Origin of the sequence: Pseudomonas kielensis (genome assembly GCF_030505375.1) — a bacterium.
GTDB classification, from domain to species: domain Bacteria; phylum Pseudomonadota; class Gammaproteobacteria; order Pseudomonadales; family Pseudomonadaceae; genus Aquipseudomonas; species Aquipseudomonas kielensis.
In genome coordinates, this window is the sequence record NZ_CP130043.1 from 2,963,464 (window position 1) to 2,988,295 (window position 24,832).

Annotated in this window: 25 protein-coding genes; 13 read left to right on the forward strand and 12 right to left on the reverse strand. The window is 64.0% G+C overall.

Features of this window, described 5'->3' with window-relative positions:
- The first annotated feature begins 243 nt into the window (after positions 1-243).
- Positions 244-1,056: a DUF6515 family protein gene (locus Q1W70_RS13800; RefSeq protein WP_182342438.1), complete on the forward strand. Its 813-nt coding sequence runs from the start codon at positions 244-246 to the stop codon at positions 1,054-1,056.
- Here the strand turns inward: Q1W70_RS13800 and Q1W70_RS13805 are convergent.
- A complete protein-coding gene (locus Q1W70_RS13805) occupies positions 1,050-1,946 on the reverse strand; it encodes a cation diffusion facilitator family transporter (RefSeq protein WP_166590417.1) in 897 nt (298 codons plus the stop codon). The two genes, Q1W70_RS13800 and Q1W70_RS13805, sit on opposite strands and share 7 nt — an antisense overlap.
- A 28-nt stretch (positions 1,947-1,974) precedes the next feature.
- Entirely contained in the window at positions 1,975-2,394 is a 420-nt protein-coding gene (gene pmcY / locus Q1W70_RS13810; protein ID WP_095166375.1) for a periplasmic Zn2+ metallochaperone PmcY, read from the reverse strand.
- Positions 2,395-2,503: 109 nt separating this feature from the next.
- Here pmcY and hrpB point away from each other — a divergent pair, with 109 nt between their 5' ends.
- Positions 2,504-5,038, forward strand: a complete 2,535-nt coding sequence (hrpB, locus tag Q1W70_RS13815) for an ATP-dependent helicase HrpB (RefSeq protein ID WP_166590416.1) — start codon at positions 2,504-2,506, stop codon at positions 5,036-5,038.
- Positions 5,039-5,206: 168 nt separating this feature from the next.
- Here the strand turns inward: hrpB and Q1W70_RS13820 are convergent, their stop codons facing one another.
- Both Q1W70_RS13820 and Q1W70_RS13825 read right to left on the reverse strand, forming a co-directional pair.
- Positions 5,207-6,286 (reverse strand): endonuclease/exonuclease/phosphatase family protein, encoded by a 1,080-nt coding sequence (locus tag Q1W70_RS13820; RefSeq protein ID WP_166590415.1) that lies wholly within the window; start codon positions 6,284-6,286, stop codon positions 5,207-5,209.
- Positions 6,287-6,360: 74 nt separating this feature from the next.
- Positions 6,361-7,035, reverse strand: a complete 675-nt coding sequence (locus Q1W70_RS13825; protein ID WP_166590414.1) for a YciC family protein — start codon at positions 7,033-7,035, stop codon at positions 6,361-6,363.
- A gap of 178 nt (positions 7,036-7,213) precedes the next feature.
- Between Q1W70_RS13825 and Q1W70_RS13830 the strand changes: the two genes are divergently transcribed.
- From Q1W70_RS13830 to Q1W70_RS13840, 3 genes are all read left to right on the forward strand, one after another.
- A complete protein-coding gene (locus Q1W70_RS13830; protein ID WP_166590413.1) occupies positions 7,214-7,978 on the forward strand; it encodes a DUF2076 domain-containing protein in 765 nt (254 codons plus the stop codon).
- A 138-nt stretch (positions 7,979-8,116) separates the two neighbouring features.
- Positions 8,117-8,596, forward strand: a complete 480-nt coding sequence (locus tag Q1W70_RS13835; RefSeq protein WP_166590412.1) for a LabA-like NYN domain-containing protein — start codon at positions 8,117-8,119, stop codon at positions 8,594-8,596.
- Positions 8,597-8,618: 22 nt separating this feature from the next.
- The gene (locus Q1W70_RS13840; RefSeq protein WP_166590411.1) at positions 8,619-9,230 is read left to right on the forward strand and encodes a 3'-5' exonuclease; all 612 of its coding nucleotides are present in this window, start codon (positions 8,619-8,621) and stop codon (positions 9,228-9,230) included.
- Between the two features lie 30 nt (positions 9,231-9,260).
- Here the strand turns inward: Q1W70_RS13840 and Q1W70_RS13845 are convergent, their stop codons facing one another.
- Positions 9,261-9,722, reverse strand: coding sequence for an Lrp/AsnC family transcriptional regulator (locus Q1W70_RS13845; RefSeq protein ID WP_166590410.1), 462 nt, complete (start codon positions 9,720-9,722; stop codon positions 9,261-9,263).
- A gap of 160 nt (positions 9,723-9,882) precedes the next feature.
- Between Q1W70_RS13845 and yedA the strand changes: the two genes are divergently transcribed.
- Both yedA and rhlE1 read left to right on the forward strand, forming a co-directional pair.
- Positions 9,883-10,773, forward strand: coding sequence for a drug/metabolite exporter YedA (gene yedA / locus Q1W70_RS13850; protein WP_166590409.1), 891 nt, complete (start codon positions 9,883-9,885; stop codon positions 10,771-10,773).
- 58 nt (positions 10,774-10,831) lie between these two features.
- Positions 10,832-12,160, forward strand: a complete 1,329-nt coding sequence (gene rhlE1 / locus Q1W70_RS13855) for an RNA helicase RhlE1 (protein ID WP_166590408.1) — start codon at positions 10,832-10,834, stop codon at positions 12,158-12,160.
- Positions 12,161-12,196: 36 nt separating this feature from the next.
- Here rhlE1 and Q1W70_RS13860 read toward each other — a convergent pair whose 3' ends face one another.
- Positions 12,197-13,435 (reverse strand): TIGR03862 family flavoprotein, encoded by a 1,239-nt coding sequence (locus tag Q1W70_RS13860; protein ID WP_302097457.1) that lies wholly within the window; start codon positions 13,433-13,435, stop codon positions 12,197-12,199.
- 231 nt (positions 13,436-13,666) lie between these two features.
- Entirely contained in the window at positions 13,667-14,587 is a 921-nt protein-coding gene (locus tag Q1W70_RS13865) for a histone deacetylase family protein (RefSeq protein WP_166593157.1), read from the reverse strand.
- A gap of 86 nt (positions 14,588-14,673) precedes the next feature.
- On the opposite strand from Q1W70_RS13865, the gene Q1W70_RS13870 reads away from it, so the two are divergent.
- From Q1W70_RS13870 to Q1W70_RS13880, 3 genes are all read left to right on the forward strand, one after another.
- Positions 14,674-15,243 carry a GNAT family N-acetyltransferase gene (locus Q1W70_RS13870; RefSeq protein WP_166593158.1) on the forward strand — a complete coding sequence of 190 codons (570 nt, stop codon included), beginning with the start codon at positions 14,674-14,676 and terminating at the stop codon, positions 15,241-15,243.
- Between the two features lie 106 nt (positions 15,244-15,349).
- Entirely contained in the window at positions 15,350-16,219 is an 870-nt protein-coding gene (tesB, locus tag Q1W70_RS13875) for an acyl-CoA thioesterase II (RefSeq protein WP_166593159.1), read from the forward strand.
- Entirely contained in the window at positions 16,216-16,818 is a 603-nt protein-coding gene (locus Q1W70_RS13880) for an HAD family hydrolase (RefSeq protein WP_166593160.1), read from the forward strand. Before tesB ends, Q1W70_RS13880 begins: the two co-directional genes overlap by 4 nt.
- 84 nt (positions 16,819-16,902) lie before the next feature.
- Here the strand turns inward: Q1W70_RS13880 and ypfJ (Q1W70_RS13885) are convergent, their stop codons facing one another.
- Both ypfJ (Q1W70_RS13885) and ypfJ (Q1W70_RS13890) read right to left on the reverse strand, forming a co-directional pair.
- A complete protein-coding gene (gene ypfJ, locus Q1W70_RS13885; protein WP_166593161.1) occupies positions 16,903-17,790 on the reverse strand; it encodes a KPN_02809 family neutral zinc metallopeptidase in 888 nt (295 codons plus the stop codon).
- Positions 17,791-17,911: 121 nt separating this feature from the next.
- Positions 17,912-18,763 carry a KPN_02809 family neutral zinc metallopeptidase gene (gene ypfJ / locus Q1W70_RS13890; RefSeq protein ID WP_302097458.1) on the reverse strand — a complete coding sequence of 284 codons (852 nt, stop codon included), beginning with the start codon at positions 18,761-18,763 and terminating at the stop codon, positions 17,912-17,914.
- 233 nt (positions 18,764-18,996) lie between these two features.
- Here ypfJ (Q1W70_RS13890) and Q1W70_RS13895 point away from each other — a divergent pair, with 233 nt between their 5' ends.
- Positions 18,997-19,674, forward strand: a complete 678-nt coding sequence (locus Q1W70_RS13895) for a TetR/AcrR family transcriptional regulator (protein WP_166591536.1) — start codon at positions 18,997-18,999, stop codon at positions 19,672-19,674.
- Between the two features lie 79 nt (positions 19,675-19,753).
- On the opposite strand, the gene trmA is transcribed toward Q1W70_RS13895, so the two are convergent.
- On the reverse strand, positions 19,754-20,833 hold the full coding sequence (gene trmA, locus Q1W70_RS13900) for a tRNA (uridine(54)-C5)-methyltransferase TrmA (RefSeq protein ID WP_166591535.1): 1,080 nt from the start codon (positions 20,831-20,833) through the stop codon (positions 19,754-19,756).
- Positions 20,830-22,125, reverse strand: coding sequence for an NCS2 family permease (locus Q1W70_RS13905; RefSeq protein ID WP_166591534.1), 1,296 nt, complete (start codon positions 22,123-22,125; stop codon positions 20,830-20,832). Before Q1W70_RS13905 ends, trmA begins: the two co-directional genes overlap by 4 nt.
- 204 nt (positions 22,126-22,329) lie before the next feature.
- Between Q1W70_RS13905 and Q1W70_RS13910 the strand changes: the two genes are divergently transcribed.
- Complete coding sequence (locus Q1W70_RS13910) at positions 22,330-22,788, forward strand: DUF4879 domain-containing protein (RefSeq protein ID WP_166591533.1); 459 nt, start codon at positions 22,330-22,332, stop codon at positions 22,786-22,788.
- 81 nt (positions 22,789-22,869) lie between these two features.
- Positions 22,870-23,421 carry a DJ-1 family glyoxalase III gene (locus Q1W70_RS13915; protein ID WP_166591532.1) on the forward strand — a complete coding sequence of 184 codons (552 nt, stop codon included), beginning with the start codon at positions 22,870-22,872 and terminating at the stop codon, positions 23,419-23,421.
- On the opposite strand, the gene Q1W70_RS13920 is transcribed toward Q1W70_RS13915, so the two are convergent.
- The gene (locus Q1W70_RS13920) at positions 23,387-24,670 is read right to left on the reverse strand and encodes an MFS transporter (protein ID WP_166591531.1); all 1,284 of its coding nucleotides are present in this window, start codon (positions 24,668-24,670) and stop codon (positions 23,387-23,389) included. The two genes, Q1W70_RS13915 and Q1W70_RS13920, sit on opposite strands and share 35 nt — an antisense overlap.
- Positions 24,671-24,832 lie beyond the last annotated feature (162 nt).

The following is a 24,832-nucleotide window of genomic DNA, read 5'->3' on the forward strand; positions in this document are numbered from 1 at the left end:
CCAGCCGCGGCCACCCCTCCAACAGGAGGCGAGTTGGCCCCCGGGCTATACACTGTCCAGAAGACGGAGTGAGGTGAGCCGGCGTCAAAAGCGTCGAGCACGGACTAAGTTCTCAAGGGGAGGCCGACGGGCCTCCCTTTTTTATTGCCTGCGAAATAAGGCCAGGCACTGATAACCTCTCGCAGCACCGGCCGGTGCAGTTCCAATCGTGTGTACAGGTCACCCTAGGCAGTGAGGAATAGCATGAAGTCGCGCATCTGGCGTGTAGCAGGTGTTGGTCTGGTGTGGGCAAGTGTCAGCGTGCCGACGCAGGCCGGGAACCAGGAGTATCCGCAAAACCCTTCCACCGCCGCTGAACTGCCGATCCAAAGCCGTCCCGACAGCGTGCGCCAGACTCAGGAGCCACGACCTGGCTACTACCAGGACGTGCCACGGCGCCACGATAACCCGCACGGATACCAGGGGCCGCGCCCAGGCTACGACCCGCATTGGCCTGGACGTCCCGACGGGCATGGCAATGGTTGGGGCCCTGGCCCGCAATACCGCCCGGGCGATGTGACCGAGCGTTTTCCCGAGCACAATGACCATGTGCCTTACCGGGGCGCGGACTATTTCTACTCCGCCGGCTACTGGTATCGCCCTCAGGGGCCGAGGTATGTGGTGGTGCGGCCGCCCTATGGAATTGGAGTCAACTACCTGCCGGACTACGCGCGGCAGGTGTGGAGCGCTGGGGCGCTATTGTTTTTCGCCGCGGACACCTACTACCGCTACGACGCCAGTACCCAGCAGTATGTGGTGGTGCAGCCGCCGATGGCGGGGCCCGAGCCCCAGCCGCCCCCTGTGAGCAATGGCTACGACGTGTTGGCCTATCCAGCCAACGGCCAGTCACCGCAGCAGGTCAATCAGGATGGGGAGGATTGTTCTCGCTGGGCTGTGCAGCAGACTGGGTTCGATCCACGGACCATGACCTATCAGCCTGCGCCACAGGTGATTCAAGCCTACCGCCAGGCCCAGGGCAATTGCCTGGGCTCGCGGGGTTATCAGGTGAGTTACTGATGGCGAACGGGGTTGACCACTTCCTGCGGATCAGCGTGCACCAGCACTTCGGCTCGCGGGTAGGCAGCGTGAATGGCATCGGCCGCCTGGTCGCTGATGTCGTGGGCGACGGATAGGGTCAGCTCCCCCGGCAACTCCAGATGCAGTTGCACAAACCAGTGGCTGCCCGAGACCCGGGTACGCAAGTCGTGGGCACCCAGCACGCCGGGAACGCCACAGGCCAGCTCGAGCATGTGCTGGCTGACCTCGGGCGGCAGCTCCTCGTCCATCAGCACGGTAAAGCTTTCCCGGGCGATCTGAATCGCACTCCACAGAATGTAGGCCGCAATGGCCAGGCCGAACCAGGCGTCCAGTTGATGCCAGCCAAACCCGGCCAGCACCAGGGCAAGCAGGATGCTGCCATTGAGCAGCAGGTCGGAGCGGTAGTGCAGTGAATCGGCGCGCACCGCATTGGACCCGGTTTCGCGGATGACCCGGTGCTGCAGCATCAGCAATGCCGCCGTCATGCCGAGGGAAAACACAATCACCCCGATACTGATCCAGGGGGCACCGATCGGCTCTGGATGCTTGAGCCGGTCGAAGGCCTGGAAGGCGATCAGTAACGCACTGCCACCGATGAACAGCGCCTGGGCCATGCCCGCCAGGGACTCGGCCTTGCCATGCCCATAGCGGTGATCATCGTCCGCCGGGCGCAGGGCGTAGTGCACCGCCAACAGGTTGAGCAGCGAGGTCACGCCGTCGAGTGCCGAATCCGTCAAGCCGGCGAGCATGCTCACCGACCCGCTCAACCACCAGGCAATGGCCTTGGCGACAATCAGGATACTGGCCACCGCCACCGACGCGCGGGTGGCCAGGCGTAACAGGCGAGCGTGTTCCGGGCTGCTGGTCATAGGGGCATCGTTCCTTCAGTGCGCGCCATCAAGCGGCGGGTTGCAGCCCTAGCGATGCCAGTTGCTGGGCACTGCCCTTGTGCTGGATCAGGCGTGGGTCGTCCAGCGGGAAGCTGCGGCCCAGCTCGGTTTGCAGGATGGTCTGCAGCTTGGCGTTGTCGACCTGGCCGTCGGCGCCGATGGCCTGCTGGAGTTTTTCCGGGGCCACCTGGGCGGTCTTGCCTGGCTCGAAATAAATCGCCCCGGTGGTGAAGTCCACGGCAAATGCGATCAGTCCGGGGATCACATAAAACAGCAGGCCCACGGCATCGAGCACGGCAATCGCCGGGTCGATCTTGCCGTCGATCTGGCCACGGCGATCGGGGTAGAAAATCGACCCGCACGCGGTCAGTTGGGTCAGCAGGGTTGCTACCAGCACACCGCCAATCAGACGAAACGGAACACGCATAAGAATTCTCCTGGGCAAACTTGAAACGAAACGTCGTCGCTGTGAATTAGGACCGTGACGAACGCAAAGCAGTTCGCCGTTATACTCGCCGCTCTGTTTTGGAGCCAGCATGATTTCTTTGCCGATTGATGAAGTTTTACCCGCGCTGCGTGAAGCCCTGGCGACACGCCATGAAGCCGTGCTCGAAGCACCGCCCGGCGCCGGTAAGACCACCCGGGTGCCGTTGGCGCTGCTCAATGAGCCGTGGCTGGCCGGGCAAACCATCCTCATGCTGGAACCGCGCCGGCTGGCCGCGCGCGCAGCGGCCGAGCGCCTGGCCAGTGAGCTGGGGGAAAAAGTCGGGGAAACCGTCGGCTACCGGATCCGCCTGGACAGCAAGGTCGGTCCCACCACCCGCATCGAAGTGGTCACCGAAGGCATCCTCACCCGGCGCTTGCAGGAAGACCCGGCGCTGGAAGGCGTGGGCCTGCTGATTTTCGACGAGTACCACGAGCGTAGTCTGGATGCCGACCTGGCGCTGGCCCTGAGCCTCAATGGCCGGGAGCTGTTTCGCGACGAGCAGCCACTGAAGATTCTGCTGATGTCGGCCACCCTTGAAGGCGAACGCCTGGCGGGCCTGCTGGGTGACGCGCCGATCCTGCGCAGCGAAGGCCGCATGTACCCGGTGGCGATGCGCTGGGGTCGGCCGTTCCAGCCGGGCGAATTCATCGAGCCACGGTTGGTGCAGACGGTGCTCGAAGCCTTGAATGACGAGACCGGCAGCCTGTTGGTGTTTCTGCCCGGGCAGGCGGAAATCCGGCGGGTGCACCAGCAATTGGCCGATGCCCTGGGCGAGCGTTCCACGGTGCTGTTGTGCCCGTTGCACGGCGAACTCGACCTGGCCGCGCAGCGGGCGGCCATCGATCCGGCGCCAGCGGGGCAACGCAAGGTGGTGCTGGCCACCAACATTGCCGAGACCAGCCTGACCATCGACGGCGTGCGGGTAGTGATCGATGCCGGGCTGGCGCGGGTGCCGCGTTTCGATCCTGGCAGCGGCATGACGCGCCTCGATACCCAGCGAATCTCCCGCGCCAGCGCCACCCAGCGCGCCGGTCGGGCCGGACGTCTGGAGCCGGGGGTGTGTTATCGGCTGTGGTCCCAGGACCAGCATGAACAACTGGCCGCCTACGCCAGCGCCGAAATTCTCTCGGCGGACCTCGCCGGCCTGGCGTTGCAATTGGGGCGCTGGGGCGTGACCCCGGGGCAACTGGTGTGGCTCGATGTGCCGCCGGCGGCGGCATATGCCCAGGCCCAGGACCTGCTCGAACGCTTGGGGGCCCTGCAAGGCTCCTCGCCACAAGACTGGCAACTGACCCGCCATGGCCAGGCCATGGCCGAACTGCCGGCCCACCCCCGTATTGCCCATTTGTTGCTGCGCGGCCAGGCGCTGGGCCTGGCGAACATGGCCTGCGATGTTGCGGCGTTGCTCGGCGAACGGGATATTCTGCGCGGTGCCGGTGCCGACCTGCACAGTCGCCTGGTGCTGCTGTCCGGTGAGGAGCGTGCGGCCCGGGGCGCCCAGGGAGGTGTGCAGCGGGCTCGGCAACTGGCGCGGCAGTATCGCGGTTATCTGCGTGGCAAAGCCGAGCAACCGGTGCCGGACCCGCAACATCCGCGCTGGCTCGGCGCGTTGCTGGCCCTGGCCTACCCGGACCGCGTGGCCCAGCAGCGCCGCCCGGGCGGTGCGGAGTATCGCTTGGCCAACGGGCGGGCGGCGTTGTTTGCCGAAGCCGACAGCCTGATGAAGCAGGGCTGGCTGGTCATCGCCGACCTGGGCAGTCGCCAGGGGCAACGGGAAGAGCGGATCTACCTGGCGGCGGAGTTTGACCCGGCACTGTTCGACTCGGTCTTGGCCGAGCAAGTGCGTTGCGTCGATCAACTGGATTGGGACGAGCGCGAAGGCGTGCTGCGGGCCGAGCGCCAGCGCAAGGTCGGTGAGCTGGTATTGAGTCGTGAGCCGTTGACCGGCCTGGATGAAGCGGCGCGCAGTCAGGCGCTGGTCAACCTGGTGCGGCGCAAGGGCCTGGAGCTGTTGCCCTGGACCCCGGAGCTGCGGCAATGGCAGGCCCGTGTGGCGCTCTTGCGCCAGCTCGACCTCGATCAGCAGGGCGACAGCGGTTGGCCGGATGTCAGCGACGGCGCGCTGCTCAAGGGCCTGGAACACTGGCTGATGCCTTATCTGGGGCGGGTTTCGCGGCTCAGCCACTTTGCCAACCTGGACCTGTCGAGCATTGTGCATAACTTGCTGCCCTGGCCGTTGCCCCAACGCCTGGATGAACAGGCGCCCCATCACCTGAGCGTGCCTTCGGGGTCGTCGATCCGCCTGGACTACAGCGAACAGCCACCGATTCTCGCGGTGCGCCTGCAGGAATTGTTTGGCCTGGCCGAGACCCCGCGCATTGCCGGTGGCCGGCAGGTGGTCAAGCTGCACCTGCTGTCACCGGCCCGCCGCCCGGTGCAAGTGACCCAGGACCTGGCGAACTTCTGGCGCAGTACCTACGCCGAAGTGAAGAAGGACTTGAAGGGGCGATACCCCAAGCACTACTGGCCCGATGACCCCCTGGTGGCAGAGGCCACGGCACGGGCCAAGCCGCGCAAGTCCTGAAGGTTGGGTGGGAGCGGGCGGCTTGGCGCTCCGCTTGCCCTCGGTGGTCTCGGTATCTACACAACAGTGGTGCGACGTTGCACCTCTGGGCCGACCGGGATGTTGGATTAAACCGAGTACATATCCAACACCCCGGTCAGCCCAGAGGCCGCTACAAAAAGCCCAGGGTTACGGTGCTGCCGGTAACAGGAACCGTGCAATCACCGGCAAGTGATCGGAGATGCGCAGCGTATCGTCCTGCCGGACCTCGGCTTCTACCCGCTTGATCCGTGGGCTGTAGAACAGGTAGTCGACCGTTCGGTCCGGGCCGTTGAGTCCGGGGTCGTTGGGGTAGTGGGTCAGCCAGCGGGCGCGGTCGATGCCGCTGGCTTCGTTGTTGGTCGGGATCATCGGGTACTTGTCCCACAACGCGTGCAGGGGGCTGTCGGCGGTGTAGGGCGTGCGCTGTTCAGGGGGCAGGCGCTGGAACTGGCCCAGGGGCAGCAGGTTGAAATCACCCCCGATCAGCCACGGGGTGCCGCGCGCTTCGAATTTGTCCACCACCTTGGCGATGGCCGCGACCTTGTTCTGCAGGCTGTCGTCCGGCTGGCGTACCCAGTCCAGGTGAGTATTGAGCAGCGTCACCTGGCCGCCGTCTCTGAGGGGCAGGTAGCTCACCAGCAAGGCGTTTTTCGGTTGGAACTGGCGACTGATGAAATTCAGCGGCGGCTCGGGCAATTGCTGGCGTTCGGCGTGTTCGATCTGGTAGCGGCTCAAGGTGGCCAGTTGCCGGCCAACACTGCCGAAAATATGCAGGTCCGGCACGAAGTCAGCTTTCCAGTCGAACGCCCAGGTACTGCAGGGATAGAGATCCGCCAGACGTTCGCGCAGCAGTTTGAGCTGGTCCTGATAGTCGCTGGCCTTGGCGCCGTCATCCAGCTCCTGCAACAGCACGACATCCGGCTGTTCATCGCGGATCACCCGCGCCACTTCATCCAGGCTGAAGGCCATGTCTTCCGGGGTCGGGGATTCGTCGCTGCCCTGGGCTAGGTCGTTCCAGAACACATAACGCTTGCCCGCCAGGTACTGCACGTTCCAGGTCATGACCTTCAGCGCCTGGCCAGGCACCAGCGACGGGGCGGGGCCGCTGCACTGCACGGTCAGGGATTCCTTGGCCTCGGGACGCCAGGTCAGGCTGTAGGTCGAGGCCAGCAACAGGCCGGCAAGGATCAGCAGGCCCAACAGGGTGTAGCGCAGTAGGCGGGTCATGGGCTCGGCTTATGGCGTTACAAAGTTGGTCCCGAGCATAACCGAGAGCAGGGGCCAGCCCAAGGGGGCTGCCGTCAGGCGTTGCCCTGGGTTTTGTCAGGCGCTTCGCTGATCAGCATGAACAGGCGAAACAGCACCACGCTGGTGAACAGTTGCAGAAAGCTGTGAGCGCTTTCGATAAGCACCGACAGCACCGGGTTCTGGGGTGACGGATAGAGCGAGAAAGTCACGCCCTTGAGCAGCCACAGTGGCCCCATCACACAGAGAATGCACACCAGGATGCGCAGGAAATTACCCCGGGCCAGGCGCATGCTTTCGCGGATCGCGGCCAGTGGCGCCAGATTGCGCAGCACCAGCAGGTACTCGGCGAACGCCAGCATCACCATCAGCCAGATGCCCGGCAGGAAGTACAGCGACAAGCCCACCAGAATCATCAGCGTGTTGACGGCCGTCAGCAAGGCGAAGCGCGGCCACAGGCTGGCCGAGGCTGCCAGCAGGTCACGGGTGCGCGGCGACTCGCCCCGGCTGCGGGCATCGAGAAACAGGATCAGCGCGGCGGTGTACAGCGGATAGACCAGCAACCCGACAATCACGCTGTAGCCGGGAAACGCCTCGGGTCCCTGGGTGTGATCGACCAGTTGTTGCAGCAGGGCCTCGATCACCACCAGCGGCAGGCACAGCGCAACGATGCCGCTCAGGTTGCGCTTGAAGAAATACAAGGAGTCGCGGAGTACGTCTAACGGATTCATCGGTCGCTTTCGCAGGTTGCAGAGTATGGCGACACTGTAACCGATGGGGGGCGTACCTGAACAAAGGTAAACGTTAGGTAAAGCGCATTGAAACAGTTGGCATCGGCCCCATTACTGCCGGGCACCTTATCCAGACGGGATAAGGGCACAGATTTCTCCGGCAATCTATGAGGTCGCCATGAACAACCAAGAGCAAACCCTGATCGATGACCTGTTTGCACGACTGCAACAGGCACAAACCCAGGCCGAACCGCGCGACGCCCTGGCGCAGGCGCGGATCAACGAGCACCTGGGCCGCCAGCCCGACGCCGGTTATTTCATGACCCAGGCGATCCTGGTGCAAGAAGCGGCGCTCAAGCGCCTCGACGAGCAAAACCGGGCGCTCGCGCAACAGGTCGAGCAATTGCAGAACCAGTTGTTGCAGGCCCGGGCGCAGACCCCGGCCGCGGCGCCAAGCGGCGGTGGCGGGTTCCTGTCCAGCCTGTTTGGCGGGCCCCGTGATCCACTGCCTGGCGCCTCCCGGGCTCCGTCGGCGTCCGGCGGCAATGGCTGGCGTGAGCCCGGACGCTCGGCACCCACTGCGCAGCTCGGCGCGCAAAACTTCAGCGCGCCGGCCCAGAACGCCGCCGCCCCGGTGCAACAGGCGCCAGCGGCTGGCGGCAGCTTCCTCGGTGGCGCCCTGAAGACCGCTGCCGGGGTGGCGGGCGGGGTGATGCTGGCGCAGGGCATCAGCAGTCTGTTCCACAGCAACCAGGCACCACAGGAAGTCGTCGAAGTGATCAAGGAAGAACCCGCGCCGGTCAATGACAGCGGTACCGGTTGGGGTGACGAACCGCGCATGGCCGGTAACGACAGCTACGGCAACGACCAGGGCGGGTTTGCCGACGCCGACTACAGCGATGACGGCTCGTCGTTGTTCGGCGACGACGACAGCTTCGTCTGATCCGCCATTCGTCCGGGGCATTGTGCTGCCCCGGACTGATGATTCGCCCAACCTTCCTTGCGGCTGGCATACTGGGCGACTTTTCGGGCCCTGGGTCCGAACAATCGCCAGCGCCTGTGCGCGCCAAGAGGATGTGCGGTGAAGAAGATCGCAGTGTTCGCCGATGTCCAGAACCTCTATTACACCGTGCGCCAGGCCTACGGCTGTCATTTCAACTATGCCGCCTTGTGGGCTGACATCAGCCAGCACGGGCAGATCGTCGAGGCCTATGCCTACGCCATCGATCGCGGCGACAGCAAGCAGCAGCAGTTCCAGCAGATCCTGCGCAACCTCGGTTTCACCGTGAAGCTCAAGCCCTACATCCAGCGTAGCGACGGCTCGGCCAAGGGCGACTGGGACGTGGGCATCACCCTGGATATCATGGACGCCGCCGACCACGTCGACGAAGTGGTGCTGGCCTCCGGTGACGGCGATTTCGACATGCTGCTCGAGCGCATCATCAACAAGCACGGGGTGGCCGCCGTGGCCTACGGTGTGCCGGGTCTCACCGCCAATTCGCTGATTCGCGCGGCCACACGCTACGTGCCGATCGAAGGCGCGTTGCTGCTCAAAAACTGATTATTGAACGCAAGGAACAGGTTTGGAACGCATAGCCGTCATCGACTTTGAAACCACCGGAATCTCCCCCAGCAGCAGCTGCCGGGCCACGGAAATCGCCGTGGTGATTCTAGAACAGGGGCGCATCGTCGAGCGTTACCAGAGCCTGATGAATGCCGGCGTGCGCGTGCCGGCGTTTATCGAACAACTGACTGGCATCAGCAACGCCATGCTGCGCACCGCGCCCAGTGCCCAGCAGGTGATGAACGAGGTCAACGAGTTTGTCGGGACCACGCCATTGCTGGCGCACAACGCAGCCTTCGACCAGAAGTTCTGGGACTTCGAGCTGGGTCAGATCAAGCGCACACGCTTGCAGCACTTTGCCTGCTCGCTGTTGCTGGCCCGGCGCCTGATGCCAGCGGCGCCCAACCACAAGCTGGGTACCCTCACCCGATTCGCCGGGTTGCCCCACACCGGCCAGGCTCACCGGGCCATGGCCGACGCCGAGATGGCGGCCAACCTCACCGCGCACCTGGCGCAGGAGCTGCGGCACACGCACGGCGTGCGCGAGCTGTCCCATGACCTGCTGCGCAGCCTGCAGAAAGTCCCGGCGGCCAAGATCAACGAACATCTCAAGCGCCATCGCGGGTTCTGACTTTCCAGGCCGCCCGAGCAGCCCGGGACCTCATGCGCCGTTTTTGCCGTTGCCTTCCAGTTGCCCCAGGGGGATGCGTTTTTCGAAGGCGCTGGAAAGCACGATCGAGGTCTTGCTGGAGCCGAACTGGGCGACACGATTGATCAAGTCTTCCAATTCGATCATCGAGGCCACCGCGCCGCGCATGATCACGCAGGAGTCGCCGGTGACGCGATGGCACTCGGTGAGCTGGGGGATCCTGATCATTTCGTCATAGGCTTTCTGGTTGCCGTGCTGGGTCAGGCGCAGCTCGATCAGGCACTGGATCGGCAGGCCGACCTTGGCCAGGTCGACGTTGGCCTGGTAGCCGGTGATCACGCCGCTGGACTCAAGCTTGGCCACGCGCTCGGCGACGGCGGGGGCTGACAGGTTCACTTTGCGCGCCAATTCGGCGTAGGACGCTCGCCCGTTTTCCATGAGGGCGCTGAGCAGCATCCGGTCGTATTTATCCATAAACAGGCTCCCTGAACAGCTGGCTTTCGAAAGTACGGCTTATAGCCGTTATCTCCGTGTTTTGAAAAGTGTACGGGCCTTATAAACAGGTTTTGTAACTTAAGTTCCGTCTGTCGGCTTTCTAGAATAACGCTCCACTTGTCCTGCCTTAGAGCGTCCCATGCCTGGTCTTCGCCGATTCCCGTTACCGCTGATTGGAGCCTTTTTTGCGCTGTATGTGATCTGGGGGTCGACCTACCTGGTGATCCGCATCGGCGTCGAGTACTGGCCACCGCTGATGCTGGGGGGCGTGCGTTTCATCATTGCCGGGACCCTGCTGTATGCCTTTTTGCGCTGGCGCGGGGTGCCGGCCCCCACGTGGCAGCAGTGGAAGGCGGCTGCGGCGATCGGGGTGCTGTTGCTCAGTTGTGGTAACGGCGCGGTGACGGTGGCCGAGCACGCGGGCGTGGCCTCGGGGGTGGCGGCCTTGGCGGTGGCCACGGTGCCGCTGTTCACTCTGCTTTGCGGTTATTTCTGGGGCGCGCGCAATACCCGCCTGGAGTGGGCGGGGATCGTGCTGGGCCTGATCGGGATCGCCATGCTCAACCTCGGTTCCAACCTGCAGTCCAGCCCCCTGGGCGCGGCGTTGCTGATCTTTGCCGCGGCGGCCTGGGCCTTTGGTTCGGTGTGGAGTAAACATTTGCCGTTGCCCCAGGGGGCGATGGCCAGTGCCGCCGAGATGCTGGTGGGGGGCGTGGTGCTGATGATCGCCAGCGCCCTGTCCGGCGAGCGCCTGCACAGCCTGCCGCCGATCGAAGGCTGGGCCGCGCTGATGTACCTGGTGCTGCTCGGTTCGATCGTCGCGTTCAACGCCTACATGTACTTGCTCAAGCACGTGCGCCCGGCAGCGGCCACCAGCTATGCCTACGTCAACCCGGCCGTGGCGGTGTTGCTGGGGATCGTTTTTGCCGGCGAAACCATAGGCCTGGAAGAGGCCCTGGCCATGACGGTGATCATCAGTGCCGTGGTGCTGATCGGCTTGCCGCAGTGGCGTAAGCAGAAACCGCAGTGATTTAAGGTAAACTGCCGCGCATTGCCCACGTGCGCTGATTTTTTCCTACGGTATCCCAATGACTTTCGCCACTCTTGGCCTGATCGAACCCTTGCTGCGCGCCCTTGAGACGCTCGGTTACCAGACCCCAACCCCGGTCCAGGCGCAAGCCATTCCGGCGGTACTGGCTGGTCGCGACCTGATGGCCGCGGCCCAGACCGGCACCGGCAAGACCGCCGGCTTTGCCGTGCCGCTGTTGCAGTTGCTGGCCATGGAAGGGCCGAAAGTCACCAGTAACTCGGTGCGCGCGCTGATCCTGGTGCCAACCCGCGAGCTGGCCGAACAGGTGCATGAAAGCGTGCGCCAGTACGCCGAGCATCTGCCGTTGAGCACTTACGCCGTGTACGGCGGCGTCAGCATCAACCCGCAGATGATGAAGCTGCGCAAAGGCGTCGACCTGCTGGTGGCCACTCCCGGTCGCCTGCTGGACCTGTTCCGCCAGAACGCGCTGAAATTCAATCAGCTGCAGACCCTGGTGCTCGACGAAGCGGACCGCATGCTCGACCTGGGCTTCTCCGAAGAGCTGTCGAACATCTACCGGGTGCTGCCGAAAAAGCGCCAGACCCTGCTGTTCTCCGCGACGTTCTCGGATCAGATCCGCCTGTTGGCCGGGCAAATGCTCAACGACCCGCTGAGCATCGAAGTCAGCCCGCGCAACGTTGCCGCCAACACGGTCAAGCAATGGCTCTACACCGTCGACAAGAAGCGCAAGCCAGAGCTGTTCGTGCATTTGCTGCGCAAGCACAAGTGGAAGCAGGTGCTGGTGTTCGCCAAGACCCGTAACGGCGTGGACGCGCTGGTGGATAAACTCCAGGGCCTGGGCGTCAATGCCGACGGCATTCATGGCGACAAACCCCAGGCAACCCGCCAGCGGGCGCTGGACCGTTTCAAGGCCAGCGAAATCCAGATCCTGGTGGCCACTGACGTCGCGGCCCGTGGCCTGGACATCGAAGACCTGCCGCTGGTGGTCAACTTTGATCTGCCGATCGTGGCCGAGGACTACATCCACCGGATCGGCCGTACCGGTCGTGCCGGGGCCACCGGTGAGGCGATTTCGCTGGTGTGCGCCGATGAAGTGAACCTGTTGTCGGCGATCGAGATGCTGACCCGTCAGGGCCTGACTCGCCATATGGAGCAGGACTTCGAGCCGGAGCACCGGGTGCCGGACACCGACGCCAGCGGCCTGGTGATCAAGAAGCCGAAAAAACCGAAGAAGCCCAAGGCTTCCGGTGGTGGCAAGCGTAACCTGGGCAAATGGGTGGACAGCGGCGAGACCGTGGCCGATGTGCCGGTCAAGCCGGTGCGCAAGGTACCGGTATTCAACACCGGGCCGCGCAAGAAGAAGTGAGGCGCCTGTAAGCCGCAAGCTTGAAGCGTGCGGCTTTTAGCGGCTCCTCAGCCACTGCACCATCCCCATCCCCGCCGCACGCCCACTGGCGAAACAGGCGGTCAGCAGATAGCCGCCGGTCGGCGCTTCCCAATCGAGCATTTCGCCCGCGCAGAATACGCCGGGCAATGCCTTGAGCATCAACTGTTCATCCATGGCTTCGAAGGTCACGCCGCCGGCGCTGCTGATGGCTTCGTCCAGCGGCCGGGTCTTGACCAGTGTCAGGGGCAGGGCCTTGATGGCGTGAGCCAGCGCCAACGGATCGGCGAAGGACTCGTTCGGCGCCAGTTCGCGCAGCAGCGCGGCCTTGACGCCATCCAGGCCCAACTGGCTGTGCAGGTGCTTGGCCATGGAGCGGGAGCCGCGGGGCTTGCTCAGCGCCGCGTGGATTTTATCCACAGGGCGCCCGGGCAGCAGATCCAGGTGCACAGTGGCCGAACCCTGCTGCTCGATGGCATCGCGGATCGGCGCAGACAGGGCATAGATCAGGCTGCCCTCAACCCCAGTGGCGGTCATCACGCATTCCCCCAGGCGCGGGACATCGTCATTCAAACCGATGGCGATGTTTTTCAGCGGCGCTCCGGCAAATTTGCTGCGCATCAGTTCACTCCAGGCCGCCACCTCGAACCCGCAGTTGCTCGGTCTCAGGGGCGCCAGGGCGATCCCGCGTTGTTCCAGGAGCCGCATCCAGGCGCCGTCGGAGCCCAGGCGCGCCCAACTGCCGCCACCGAGTGCCAGCAACAGGGCGTCGGGATTGATCGCCTGTTCGCCGTCGGGATTGGCAATGCGCAGGCTGCCGTCCGGGTTCCAGCCCAGCCAGCGGTGGCGGGTGTGGATAACCACTCCGCCATCGCGCAGGCGCTTGAGCCAGGCACGCAGCAGCGGGGCGGCTTTCATGTCGGTGGGGAAAACGCGGCCGGAACTGCCGACGAAGGTTTCTATCCCCAGGCCGTGAATCCAGGCACACAGCGCGGGTGCATCGAAGCCGCGCAACAGTGGCGCGATGTGCGGGGCGCGCGCGGCGTAGCGTGCGAGGAATGCCGGGTAGGCTTCGGAGTGGGTGATGTTCATGCCGCCGACACCGGCCAGCAGGAATTTGCGGCCCACCGACGGCATGGCGTCGTAGAGGTCAACCCTGATCCCGGCCTGGCTCAACACCTCGGCGGCCATCAGGCCGGCAGGGCCACCGCCGATGATGGCGACGTGCTGGGGAGGGAGAGGGGCGGGTTGGCTCATGGCGTGCACTGCGATTCGGTTCGAAAGGCCGCGTATTCTAGCAGCACCGCAGGCCCCCTGTAGCAGCTGCCTCGCAAGCTCGGCAGCGGCTACAGGGGGAGTCATGGGGCGATGGAGCTGGTTGAAAAATGATCAGCGCCTTGCAAGGCATAGGGGGCAGGGCTTCTAGGTCCTTTCACTCAGGTTATCCACAGGCCGTTCCACAGGCATTGTGGGTAAAGCATCCATAACTCAATGACAGCCTGATGACTGCCAGACCCGTTGCGCGCTGTGATGGAGGATGCCGTGGCGTCGGGCCAGGGCCTGGCGGTCCTTGCTGTAGCCCCCGCCGATCACGCCCATCACCGCGATGTCGCGGCCCAGGCAGTGGCGCAGTACGGCTTCATCGCGGGCGGCAACACCGGCGTCGGTCAGCTTCAGATAGCCCAGGGCGTCGTCCTTGTGCACATCGACCCCGGCGTCATACAGCACCAGGTCCGGCTGGTAGAGCGGCAGCAGGTAGTTGAGCGCGTCATCGACCACCTTGAGGTACTCGGCATCGCCCATGCCCATGGGCAGCGGGATGTCCCAGTCGCTGTCGGCCTTGCGTGCGGGAAAATTCTTTTCGCAATGCAGGGAAACCGTCACTGCGTCCGGGGTATGTTGCAGAATCCGCGCCGTGCCGTCGCCCTGATGCACGTCACAGTCGAAGATCAACACCCGTGAAACCCGCCCGCTTCCCAACAGGTAATGGCTGATGACCGCCAGGTCGTTGAAGATGCAGAAACCGGCGGGGTGATCGTAGTGGGCGTGGTGGGTGCCACCGGCGAGATGGCAGGCCATGCCATGCTCCAGCGCCTGTTCGGCGGCCAGCAGGGAGCCGCCGACTGCCCGCACGGTGCGCCGGGCCAGGGCTTCGTTCCAGGGCAGGCCGAGGCGCCGCTGGTCTTCGCGGGACAACTCGCCGCTCATGTAGCGTTCGATATAGCCGGGGTCGTGGGCCAGGGCCAGAATGTCCGCCGGGCAGATCTGTGGACGCAGCAGGTGCTGGTCCTCGGTCAGGCCACTGTCCACCAGGTGATCGCGCAGCAGCCGGAACTTGTCCATGGGAAAGCGATGTTCCGCGGGGAACTCGGGGCTGTAGTCTTCGTGATAAATCAGCGGCAGGGGCATGGTGGGTTCGTGGCGTGGCGTGGAGTGACGAAGTGAAGGATCCTACCAGCGATCTAGACTTGTTTGCAGGGAAACGGAGGGGAGCGATGGAGCCGATACTGGAACTTGAGAGTGCGCGGCTGCTGATGCGCCAGTGGCGGGATGAGGATTTGCCGGCATTTGCCGCGATGTGCGCCGACCCGCAGGTCATGCGCTACTTCCCGGCACCCTTGAGTCGCCTGGAAAGCGCTGCATTGATCGGGCGAATCAGGGGGCATTTTGCTGAGCATGGTTTTGGTGGATGGGCGCTGGAGCGCAAGGACAACGGTGCATTCATCGGCTTTACCGGCTTGGGGGTAGTCGGGTTCGAGGCCCCGTTCACGCCGGCCACCGAGATCGGGTGGCGCCTGGCCCGCGAGCACTGGGGCCTTGGGTACGCCAGCGAAGCGGCCTGGACCGCTCTGCGCTGCGGCTTTGACCGTTTGCAGCTGGATCAGGTGGTGGCCTTTACCACCGAGGCCAACCTGCCGTCACAGAAAGTCATGCAAGCCATTGGCATGCACCCTGACCCGGCGGGCGATTTCCAGCACCCCAATGTGCAGGCCGGTCATCCGCTGCGCAGCCACGTGCTGTACCGCATCACCCGTGAGCAATGGTTGGAAACCTTGCATGGATAAGCTGGCCGGGATGTTTACAATGTGCGCAATGTTGGCCCGGGCCAAAATCTGAATTGACCGCCGCAGCCAAGACTGCGCGGCATCGCTCTGTGTGAGGAGAGTCTGAATGAGCCAAGTGCTGGAAGATCTGGTCGACCTGCTGACCCTGGAACCGATCGAAGAAAACCTGTTTCGCGGCCGTAGCCAGGACCTGGGCTTTCGTCAGTTGTTCGGCGGCCAGGTGCTGGGCCAGTCCCTGTCGGCGGCCAGCCAGACCGTAGAGGAAGCGCGTCACGTGCATTCGATGCACGGTTATTTCCTGCGTCCCGGCGACGCCGGGTTACCGGTGGTCTACCAGGTGGATCGGGTACGCGACGGTGGCAGCTTCAGCACCCGCCGGGTGACGGCGATCCAGAAGGGCCAGCCGATCTTCACCTGCAGCGCTTCGTTCCAGTACGACGAAGAAGGCTTCGACCACCAGAGCGCAATGCCCCAGGTGGTTGGCCCGGAAAACCTGCCCTCGGAGCTGGAGTTGATCCAACAGCGGGCGCACCTGATCCCCGAACACATGCGCGAAAAACTGCTGTGCCCCAAGCCGATCGAGTTCCGCCCGGTGACCGACAGCGACCCCTACAATCCGCAGCCGGCCGACCCGGTCAAGTACGTCTGGTTCCGCGCCGACGGCGCGCTGGCGGACTCGCCGGCGCTGCACAAGTATCTGCTGGCCTATGCCTCCGATTTCGGCCTGCTGGTCACTTCGTTGCTGCCCCACGGCAAATCGGTCTGGCAAAAAGACATGCAGGTGGCCAGCCTCGACCACGCCTTGTGGTTCCACGCCGACGTGCGTGCCGATGACTGGTTGCTGTACGCCATGGACAGCCCATGGGCCGGCAACTCCCGAGGCTTTTCGCGCGGCAGCGTGTTCAACCGCGCCGGCAAACTGGTGGCCTCGGTGACCCAGGAAGGCCTGATTCGCCATCGCAAGGATTGGGCATGAGCCTGGCGCAGGTACGCCATTGGGTATTCGACATGGACGGCACTCTGACGGTTGCCGTGCATGACTTTGCGGCGATCCGCCAGGCCCTGGCGATTCCCCCTGAGCACGACATCCTGACCCATCTCGCCGCGCTGCCGGCCGCCGAAGCCGCGGCCAAGCATGCCTGGCTGCTGGAGCACGAGCGGGACCTGGCGCTGGGTTCGCAGCCGGCCCCTGGCGCCGTCGAGTTGGTGCGTGAGTTGGCCGGGCGTGGTTATCGTTTGGGCATCCTTACCCGCAATGCCCGGGAACTGGCCCACATCACGCTGCAGGCGATTGGCCTGGCAGATTGCTTCGCGGTCGAGGATGTCCTGGGGCGCGATGATGCGCCGCCCAAGCCCCATCCCGGTGGATTGCTGAAACTGGCCCAGGCCTGGGAGGTGGCTCCCGGCAATATGGTGATGGTCGGTGACTACCGGTTTGACCTTGATTGCGGTCGCGCGGCGGGCACGCGCACGGTGCTGGTGAATCTACCGGACAACCCGTGGCCGGAATTGACCGACTGGCACGCCGCCGACTGCGTGGCACTGCGCAATCTGCTGTCGGCCCCAGACGCCTGAGAGCCCCGTGCTGAGCCGTGAAACAGCGCTTGCTGGCCCTGGTGGCCGGGGCTGAGGATCAGCCGCCAGCCAGGGTTTTGCCATTCAGAGGCTCTTCGCGGCAAAGGTGTCGCATTGACCGATCTGGCCTTGGGCGAAGCCGGTCTTGAACCAGCGCACGCGTTGCGCCGAGGTGCCATGGGTGAAGGAGTCCGGGACCACGCGACCTTGACCCTGTTGCTGCAAGCGATCATCGCCGATGGCGTTGGCGGCGTTCATCGCTTCTTCAACATCACCCGGTTCAAGCCAGTTCAAACGCTTCTGCGCATGGTTGGCCCAGACGCCAGCCAGGCAGTCGGCTTGCAACTCCTGGCGCACCAGCAGCCCACCATCACCTTCCATGCGTTGCCCTTGCTGGCGCGCAGCCTGGATCTTGGCGGAGACCCCGAGCAGGGTCTGCACGTGGTGGCCGACCTCGTGAGCGATGACGTAGGCCTGGGCGAAGTCGCCGGCGGCGCCAAAACGCTGGGACATTTCCTGGAAGAAGCTCATGTCCAGGTACACCCGTTGATCCGCCGGGCAGTAGAACGGCCCGGTCGCCGCCGAAGCACCGCCGCAGGCTGAGTTGACCCGACCGCTGAACAGCATCAGCTTGGGCGCCGCGTACTGGCGCCCGGCCTGTTGGAAGATCTGGCCCCAGGTGTCTTCGGTGTCACCGAGGATCCGCGCGACAAATTCCGCCTGCTCGTCATTGGCCGGCGGCGCCTTGCGGGTTTGGGTGGTGGCGGGGGCTGATTGCTGGTCCATTTGCCCGGCCAGTTGCCCGAGAATCTGCATCGGGTCCTGTCCGGTGATCCAGCCGATCCCGACGATCAGCACGATGGCCGTCAGGCTCAGCCCCTTGCCCCCGCCGAAACGCATACCACCGCCACCACCCCCCTCACCTCGGGCATCCACCACGTTGTCACTGCGGCGGCCTTTTTTCCATAACATGTGGGAATCCTCTGATTTTGCGTGGTGTGAGTGTTGCTGGTGAGTGGGATAGTCGCCAGTCCAGTCGTCAGACGATGTCGGACGAAAGGCAGTATGGCATTCGGTGTGCGGCGCTGTCGGGCTACAGCGGGTTGGCCGAGAAGGTATCGCACTGCTCGATGCGACCTTGCTCGAAACCGCGCTCGAACCAGCGCACACGCTGCGCGGAAGTGCCATGAGTGAAGGTCTCAGGCATCGGGCCGGTCGTTTGGTTCCCGCGCCGGTAATCGTCACCGAACACCGCGGCCGCTTCCAGCGCGGCCTGCAGATCGCCTGGCTCCAGCCAGTTCAGGCGCTGCTGGGCGTGGTGTGCCCAGATGCCCGCCAGGCAATCGGCCTGCAACTCTGCGCGCACTTCCAGGCCGTTGTCACCGGCAGTGGGGTGGCCGGCACCCAGGGCTTCGTCGAAGGGCCGGGACAATCCCAGGCGGGTCTGCACGTGATGTCCGACTTCGTGGGCGATCACATAGGCCTGGGCAAACGCGCCGAAGTCGCTCATCCGTTGGGCCATCTTGCGGAAAAATCCCAGGTCCAGGTACAGCGCCTGATTGTCCGGGCAATAGAACGGCCCGACCGCCGACGAAGCGTAACCGCAGCCGGAAGTCACGCCCTGTTCGAAGAGGGTCAGGGTGGGTTCAGGGTAGGGCTGGTCCAGGGATTGAAACAGGGCTCTCCAGGTGTCCTCGGTATCCCCGAGCACGGCACGCACGAACGCCAGGTCGAGGTCCTCGGTGTTTTCCGGCGTGACTTCGCTCACGGGCGGCGATGCCGGGTCAGCCTCCTGGGGGGCGGTCAGGCTGCCCAGCGCCACGGCTCCCGAGAGGGCGGCAGCACCGAGGGCGATCACGAGTTTTTTGCTCGGGGGGAGGCGGTTGGAGGGGGATTGGCGGGTATCGGTGACGTTATCGCTGGGACGGGCTTTGTTCCATAGCATGTCGACATTCCTTGTGAGTTGAGCGGCATTCATTGCCTGGTGTCTGCATACCAGCTACGGCGCGAAAAGTGACGGTCAATGTGTAAACGCAGGTGAGCGACAGCGCCGCCGTGTGCCGGGGCAAGTTGTATTGAAATCGTAAGCAGGGGGCTTATACGAGGTAGCGATACTTCCTTCGCTACAGCGAGCGGCCCATAATCGTCGGCCTCTGCAGCGTCGGCCACGAGCCCGGAATGAGAATGACCACAGACCTTACCGTAGCGCCCGAAGCGGCAGCGCTCGAGCCACGCAAGAGTCGTAAGAACAACCCGGAAAAGACCCGCGAGAACATCCTTCAAGAAGCCATTGTCGAGTTCGTCCAGCAGGGGTTGTCCGGGGCGCGAGTGGATGCCATCGCCGAACGAATCCATACCTCCAAGCGCATGATCTATTACTACTTCGGGAGTAAGGAGCAGCTCTATGTCGAGGTGCTGGAGAAGCTCTACGGGAATATCCGTAATACCGAGAATCGCTTGCAGCTCGCCGAACTCGCACCGCGCGAAGCCATCCAGCGGCTGGTGGAGTTCACCTTCGATCACCATGATCGGAACGTCGATTTTGTGCGCATTGTCAGCATCGAGAATATTCATAACGCCGAGTACGTGAAGCACTCCGAGTCGATCAAGGCGATGAACAACACCATCCTTGATGCACTGGGGGAGATACTGCGACGTGGAGTCGCGCAAGGGGTGTTCCGTGAAGGACTCAACCCGCTGGACGTGCACCTGCTGATCACCTCGTTCTGCTTCTACCGAGTGTCGAACCGCCACACCTTCGGTGAGATCTTCCAGATCGACCTGCCCGATGTGGCGATCAAACAGCGTCATCGGCAGATGATCGGCGAGTCGGTGCTGCGCTACCTGCAGGCCTGAACCGAGATGAGGGGCCGTGGCCCCGGCACCCACAAAAAAGCCGTCCTCGGGACGGCTTTTTTGTGGACCGCGTCAGCGATCAACGACGGGTCAGCAAGACCCCGGATTCCATGTGGTGGGTCCACGGGAACTGATCGAACAGCGCACAACGGGTGATGCGATGGGTGTCGTGCAACTGGGCGATGTTGGCTGCCAGGGTCTCTGGGTTGCACGAGATGTACAGGATGTTGTCGAAGCGTCGGGTCAGCTCGCAGGTGTCCGGGTCCATGCCGGCGCGCGGTGGATCGACGAACACGCTGCCGAACGCGTAGCTCTTCAAGTCGATACCGTGCAGGCGACGGAACGGGCGCACTTCGTTCAAGGCTTCGGTCAACTCTTCGGCGGACAGGCGCACCAGGGTGACGTTATCCACCGCGTTTTCGCTGAGGTTGCTCAGCGCGGCATTGACTGAAGTCTTGCTGATTTCCGTGGCCAGTACTTTGCGTACGCGGGTCGCCAGGGGCAGGGTGAAGTTGCCGTTGCCGCAGTACAGCTCCAGCAGATCGTCCGGACGCTCGCCCAAGGCGTCATACGCCCAGTTGAGCATCTTCTGGTTCACCGTGCCGTTGGGCTGGGTGAAGGCCCCTTCGGGCTGGCGATAGCTGAAGGTGCGCCCGCCGACTTCGAGTTTCTCGACCACATAATCCTGGCCGATCACTTCGCGTTTGCCCTTGGAGCGCCCGATCACGCTGACGTTCAAGTCGGCCGCCAACTGGCGGGCCGCCGCATGCCAGTGCTCATCGAGCGGGCGGTGGTAGCACAGGGTGATCATCGCGTCGCCTGCCAGGGTGGTCAGGAACTCCACCTGGAACAGCTTGTGGCTCAAGGCTGCGCTGGCCTGCCAGGCGGCCTTGAGCTGCGGCATCAACTGGTTGATGCGCAGGCTGGCGATCGGGAACTCTTCGATCAGGATTGGCGTGCGCTTGTCTTCCTGGGAAAACATTGCGTAGTGCCGCTCGCCGGCTTCGCGCCACAGGCGGAATTCGGCGCGCAGGCGGAAGTTGGCCAGCGGCGAGTCGAACACCGCAGGTTGCGGGGCATCGAACGGTGCCAGCAGGTCACGCAGGCGCGTGACCTTGTCTTCGAGCTGAGCGGCGTAAGCCTGGGAATCGAATGTCATGCGTTGAACCAACCCAACTTGATCACGAACAGAATGGAGAGAATCACCAGCGCCGGGTTCAGCTCACGGCCACGACCGGACAGCAGTTTGATGGCGGTCCAGGCGATGAAACCGAAGGCAATGCCGTTGGCGATGGAGTACGTGAAAGGCATCGCCAGGGCAGTGATCACCACCGGCGCAGCCACGGTGATGTCATCCCAGTCTATTTCCGCGAGGCCGGAAGTCATCAGCACGGCGACGAACAGCAGGGCCGGCGCGGTGGCGAAGGCCGGAACGCTGGCGGCCAGTGGCGAGAAGAACAGCGCCAGCAGGAACAGGATGGCCACCACCACGGCGGTGAGGCCGGTCCGGCCACCGGCGCTGACGCCTGCTGCCGATTCGATGTAGCTGGTGGTGGTCGACGTGCCCAGCAGGGAGCCGGCCATGGCCGCCGTACTGTCGGCGATCAGCGCCCGGCCCATTTTCGGCATGTGGCCGTCCTTGCCCATCAGGCCGGCGCGCTTGGCGACGCCGATCAGGGTGCCGGAGTTGTCGAACAGGTCGACGAACAGGAAGGCGAAGATCACGCTGACCAGACCGATGTCCAGGGCGCCCATGATGTCCAGTTGCAGGAAGGTCGGCGCCAGGGAGGGCGGCATCGACACTACGCCGCCGAACGGGGTGAAGCCCAGGGCGATGGAGGCGATGGTCACGGTCAGGATGCCGATCAGTACCGCACCGCGCACTTTCAGGGCTTCGAGGGCCACGATCATGGCAAAGCCCAGGGTCGCGAGGATCGGTGCCGGTTGCTTCAGGTCACCGAGGCCGACCATGGTCGCCGGGTTGCTGACCACGATGCCAGCGTTGTGCAGGGCAATCAGGGCCAGGAACAGGCCGATACCGGCGGCAATCGCCGAACGCAGCGGCAGCGGGATGCTGTTGATGATCCATTCGCGGATGCGGAAGATCGACAGCAGGAAGAACAGCACCGCCGAAATGAACACCGCGCCCAGCGCCACTTGCCAGGTGTGGCCCATGTGCAGGACCACGGTGTAGGTGAAGAAGGCGTTCAGGCCCATGCCCGGTGCCAGTGCGATCGGGTAGTTGGCAATCAGGCCCATCACGGTGGAGCCGATGGCGGCCGCCAGGCAGGTCGCGACAAACACCGCGCCCTTGTCCATGCCAGTCTCGCCGAGGATGCTCGGGTTGACGAACAGAATGTAGGCCATGGCCAGGAAGGTCGTGACGCCCGCAAGAATCTCGGTGCGCACGTTGGTGTTGTGTGCCTTGAGTTGAAACAGCCTTTCCAGCATGTCTGCTCCCCGTGGCGCATCTTGCGCCGTGAATGTATCGACTTGAACAGCAAAGCACAGACCACAGCAGGCGCCCGGGATTTTTCTGTCGGTCGGAAAAAGCCGCGCATCATACCAGCAGCTTGGGGCTATGGCTGCGATCGTCGGCGATGTTTTGCCTTTGAGGCGGCTGGGGCATACTGCGCGCTGGTTCCGGGAGTGGTCATGTCTTCTAAAAAGCGCAGGTTGAGTCTGGTGGTGGGCGTGTGTGGCGCCTTGTTGTCCGGCATGCAGGTGGCCCAGGCGGCTTCCGCACCGCCGTTGAGTGAAATCAAGGTGCTCAAGGTCCAGTCGCCGTCCTGCGGCATGGAGGACATCAGTCCCGGGCAGGCGCAAACCCACTGTGATCATGAAGGGCCGAACATCAAGATCTACGTGCTGGAGGTCGGTTATGGCCGTTCGCCCCAGGCCGGACTGGATGGCGCGGACATCGACGGCGTGCGCACCCGGGTGTGTGCCTTTGATAACGGCGACCTGACGGAATGCTCCGGCATGGTCAGCAAGATCGTCGGCTACCTCTATATCTTCGATATGGCCGGCAAGCAGCGTGGCACCTTCACCTTGCGCAATACCTCGATCAACGCGCCGGGCAACAGCCTGTCGACCCAAATCTACATCAAGTAGTCGGCACAGGCGCGTAGGGGGAGTTGAACGTCGGTCAATAAAGGTGACTACGCTTTAAGGATCACCCTGTGGACACCGACCATGACCTTTAGAGCCCTGATTACCCTTGCCGAGGGCATCGACGACCTGCAAAGCGTCACCCTGATCGACGTGCTGCGTCGGGCGAATGTCGAAGTGGTGGTGGCCAGCATCGAGGCGCGGCGCATGCTGACGTGCGCCCGGGGCACACGCCTGACCGCCGATGCGATGCTGGTGGACGTGCTGGCGCAACCCTTCGACCTGATTGTCCTGCCCGGCGGCGCCGTGGGCGGCAAGCACCTGGCGGCCCATCAGCCGTTGCAGCAGTTGCTCAAGGACCAGGCCGCCGCCGGCCGGCTGTTCGCCGCCATCGCCGAGTCGCCGGCGCTCGCCTTGCAGGCCTTCGGCGTGTTGCGCCAGCGACGCATGACCTGCCTGCCTGCCGTCAGCCAGCAACTGCTGGGCTGCACCTTCGTCGATCAGCCCGTGGTGGTCGACGGCAACTGCATCACGGCCCAGGGTTCGGCAGCGGCCCTGGCATTTGCCCTGCAATTGGTGGAGCAACTGTGCGGCAGGGCGGTCAAGGTTGCGGTGGCGCGGGAACTGCTGGCTTAGCGGCGGTCTGCGAGTCCTTGGGGGCATCCACCGGTATATGCATGCGATCACGCTGGGCCAGGGTAGGGAACAGCTTGATCCAGGTCCCGGTGACCAGCAGCGTGCCGACGCCACCCATGACCACCGCCGGCACTGTGCCGAACCAGTGTGCCGTCAGGCCGGACTCGAACTCACCCAACTGATTCGAGGCGCCGATGAACAAGCCGTTTACGGCGCTGACCCGGCCGCGCATTTCATCCGGGGTTTCCAGTTGCACGAAAGATGCGCGGATCACCATGCTGATCATGTCCGCCGCCCCCAGCACCACCAGCACCGCCAACGAGAACCAGAATGAGGTCGACAGGCCAAAGGCTATGGTCGCCACGCCGAACACGCCGACGGCGGTAAACATCACCCGGCCCACTTTGCGTTCCACGGCAAACCGCGCCAGCCAGAGTGACATCAGCAGGGCGCCCACGGCCGGTGCCGAGCGCAGCAGCCCCAGGCCCCAGGGGCCGGTCAGCAGGATGTCCTTGGCGAACACCGGCAACAGCGCGGTGGCGCCCCCCAGCAGCACCGCGAACAGGTCCAGGGAGATCGCCCCGAGAATGTCCGGGCGACTGCGGATGAAGCGAACGCCGGCCAGCAGGGAATCCAGGGTGGCCTTGCCTTTGTTCAGCGGGGTTTGCCGCGCTGGCAGGTTGAGCATCAGGGTGCAGGCGATGGCGTACAAGAGCACCGTCGGCCCGTAGACCCAGACGCTGCCAAAGGCATAGAGCAGGCCGCCAAGGGCCGGGGCGATGATGGTGGCCGACTGTTGCGCCGACTGTGCCGCCGCCACCGCACGTGGGAACAGGGCCGTGGGCACGATGCTGGGCAGCAGGGCCTGGGTGGTGGGTAACTCGAACGAGCGCGCGGCGCCCAGCAGGAACGCGAGGATGAAGATCAGCTCGCGCGTCACCTGGTCGGTGGCGCTGCCGATGGCCAGGGCCAGGGCAATCAGCGCCTGCAAGGACTGGCAGAGGGCCGCGACCTTGCGCCGGTCATAGCGGTCGGCCACATGCCCGGTGTGCAGCATGAACAGCACCCGCGGAGCGAATTCCACCAGCCCGACCAGGCCCAGGTCCAGCACGTTGCCGGTGAGTTGGTAGAGGTTCCAGCCAATGGCCACGGTGAGCATCTGAAAGCCGCTGGCGGTGAAAACCCGTGCCAGCCAGAACGCAAGGAAAGGGCGGTGATGACGTAACAGCAGGGGCTCTGGGCTGGGCATCGGCGGACAGGTCTGGTGGGAAAAAGCTGAGCCTATCATCAAGTTGTAACCGGAGGTTGCAGTGATCGCCTCGATCGGCGCACCAGGGGCCTGAGGCAACCTGTCACGCGGCAATAGACCACACGCTCTGCCGGTGAAAATGCGACTACTCTTTGATCGTTG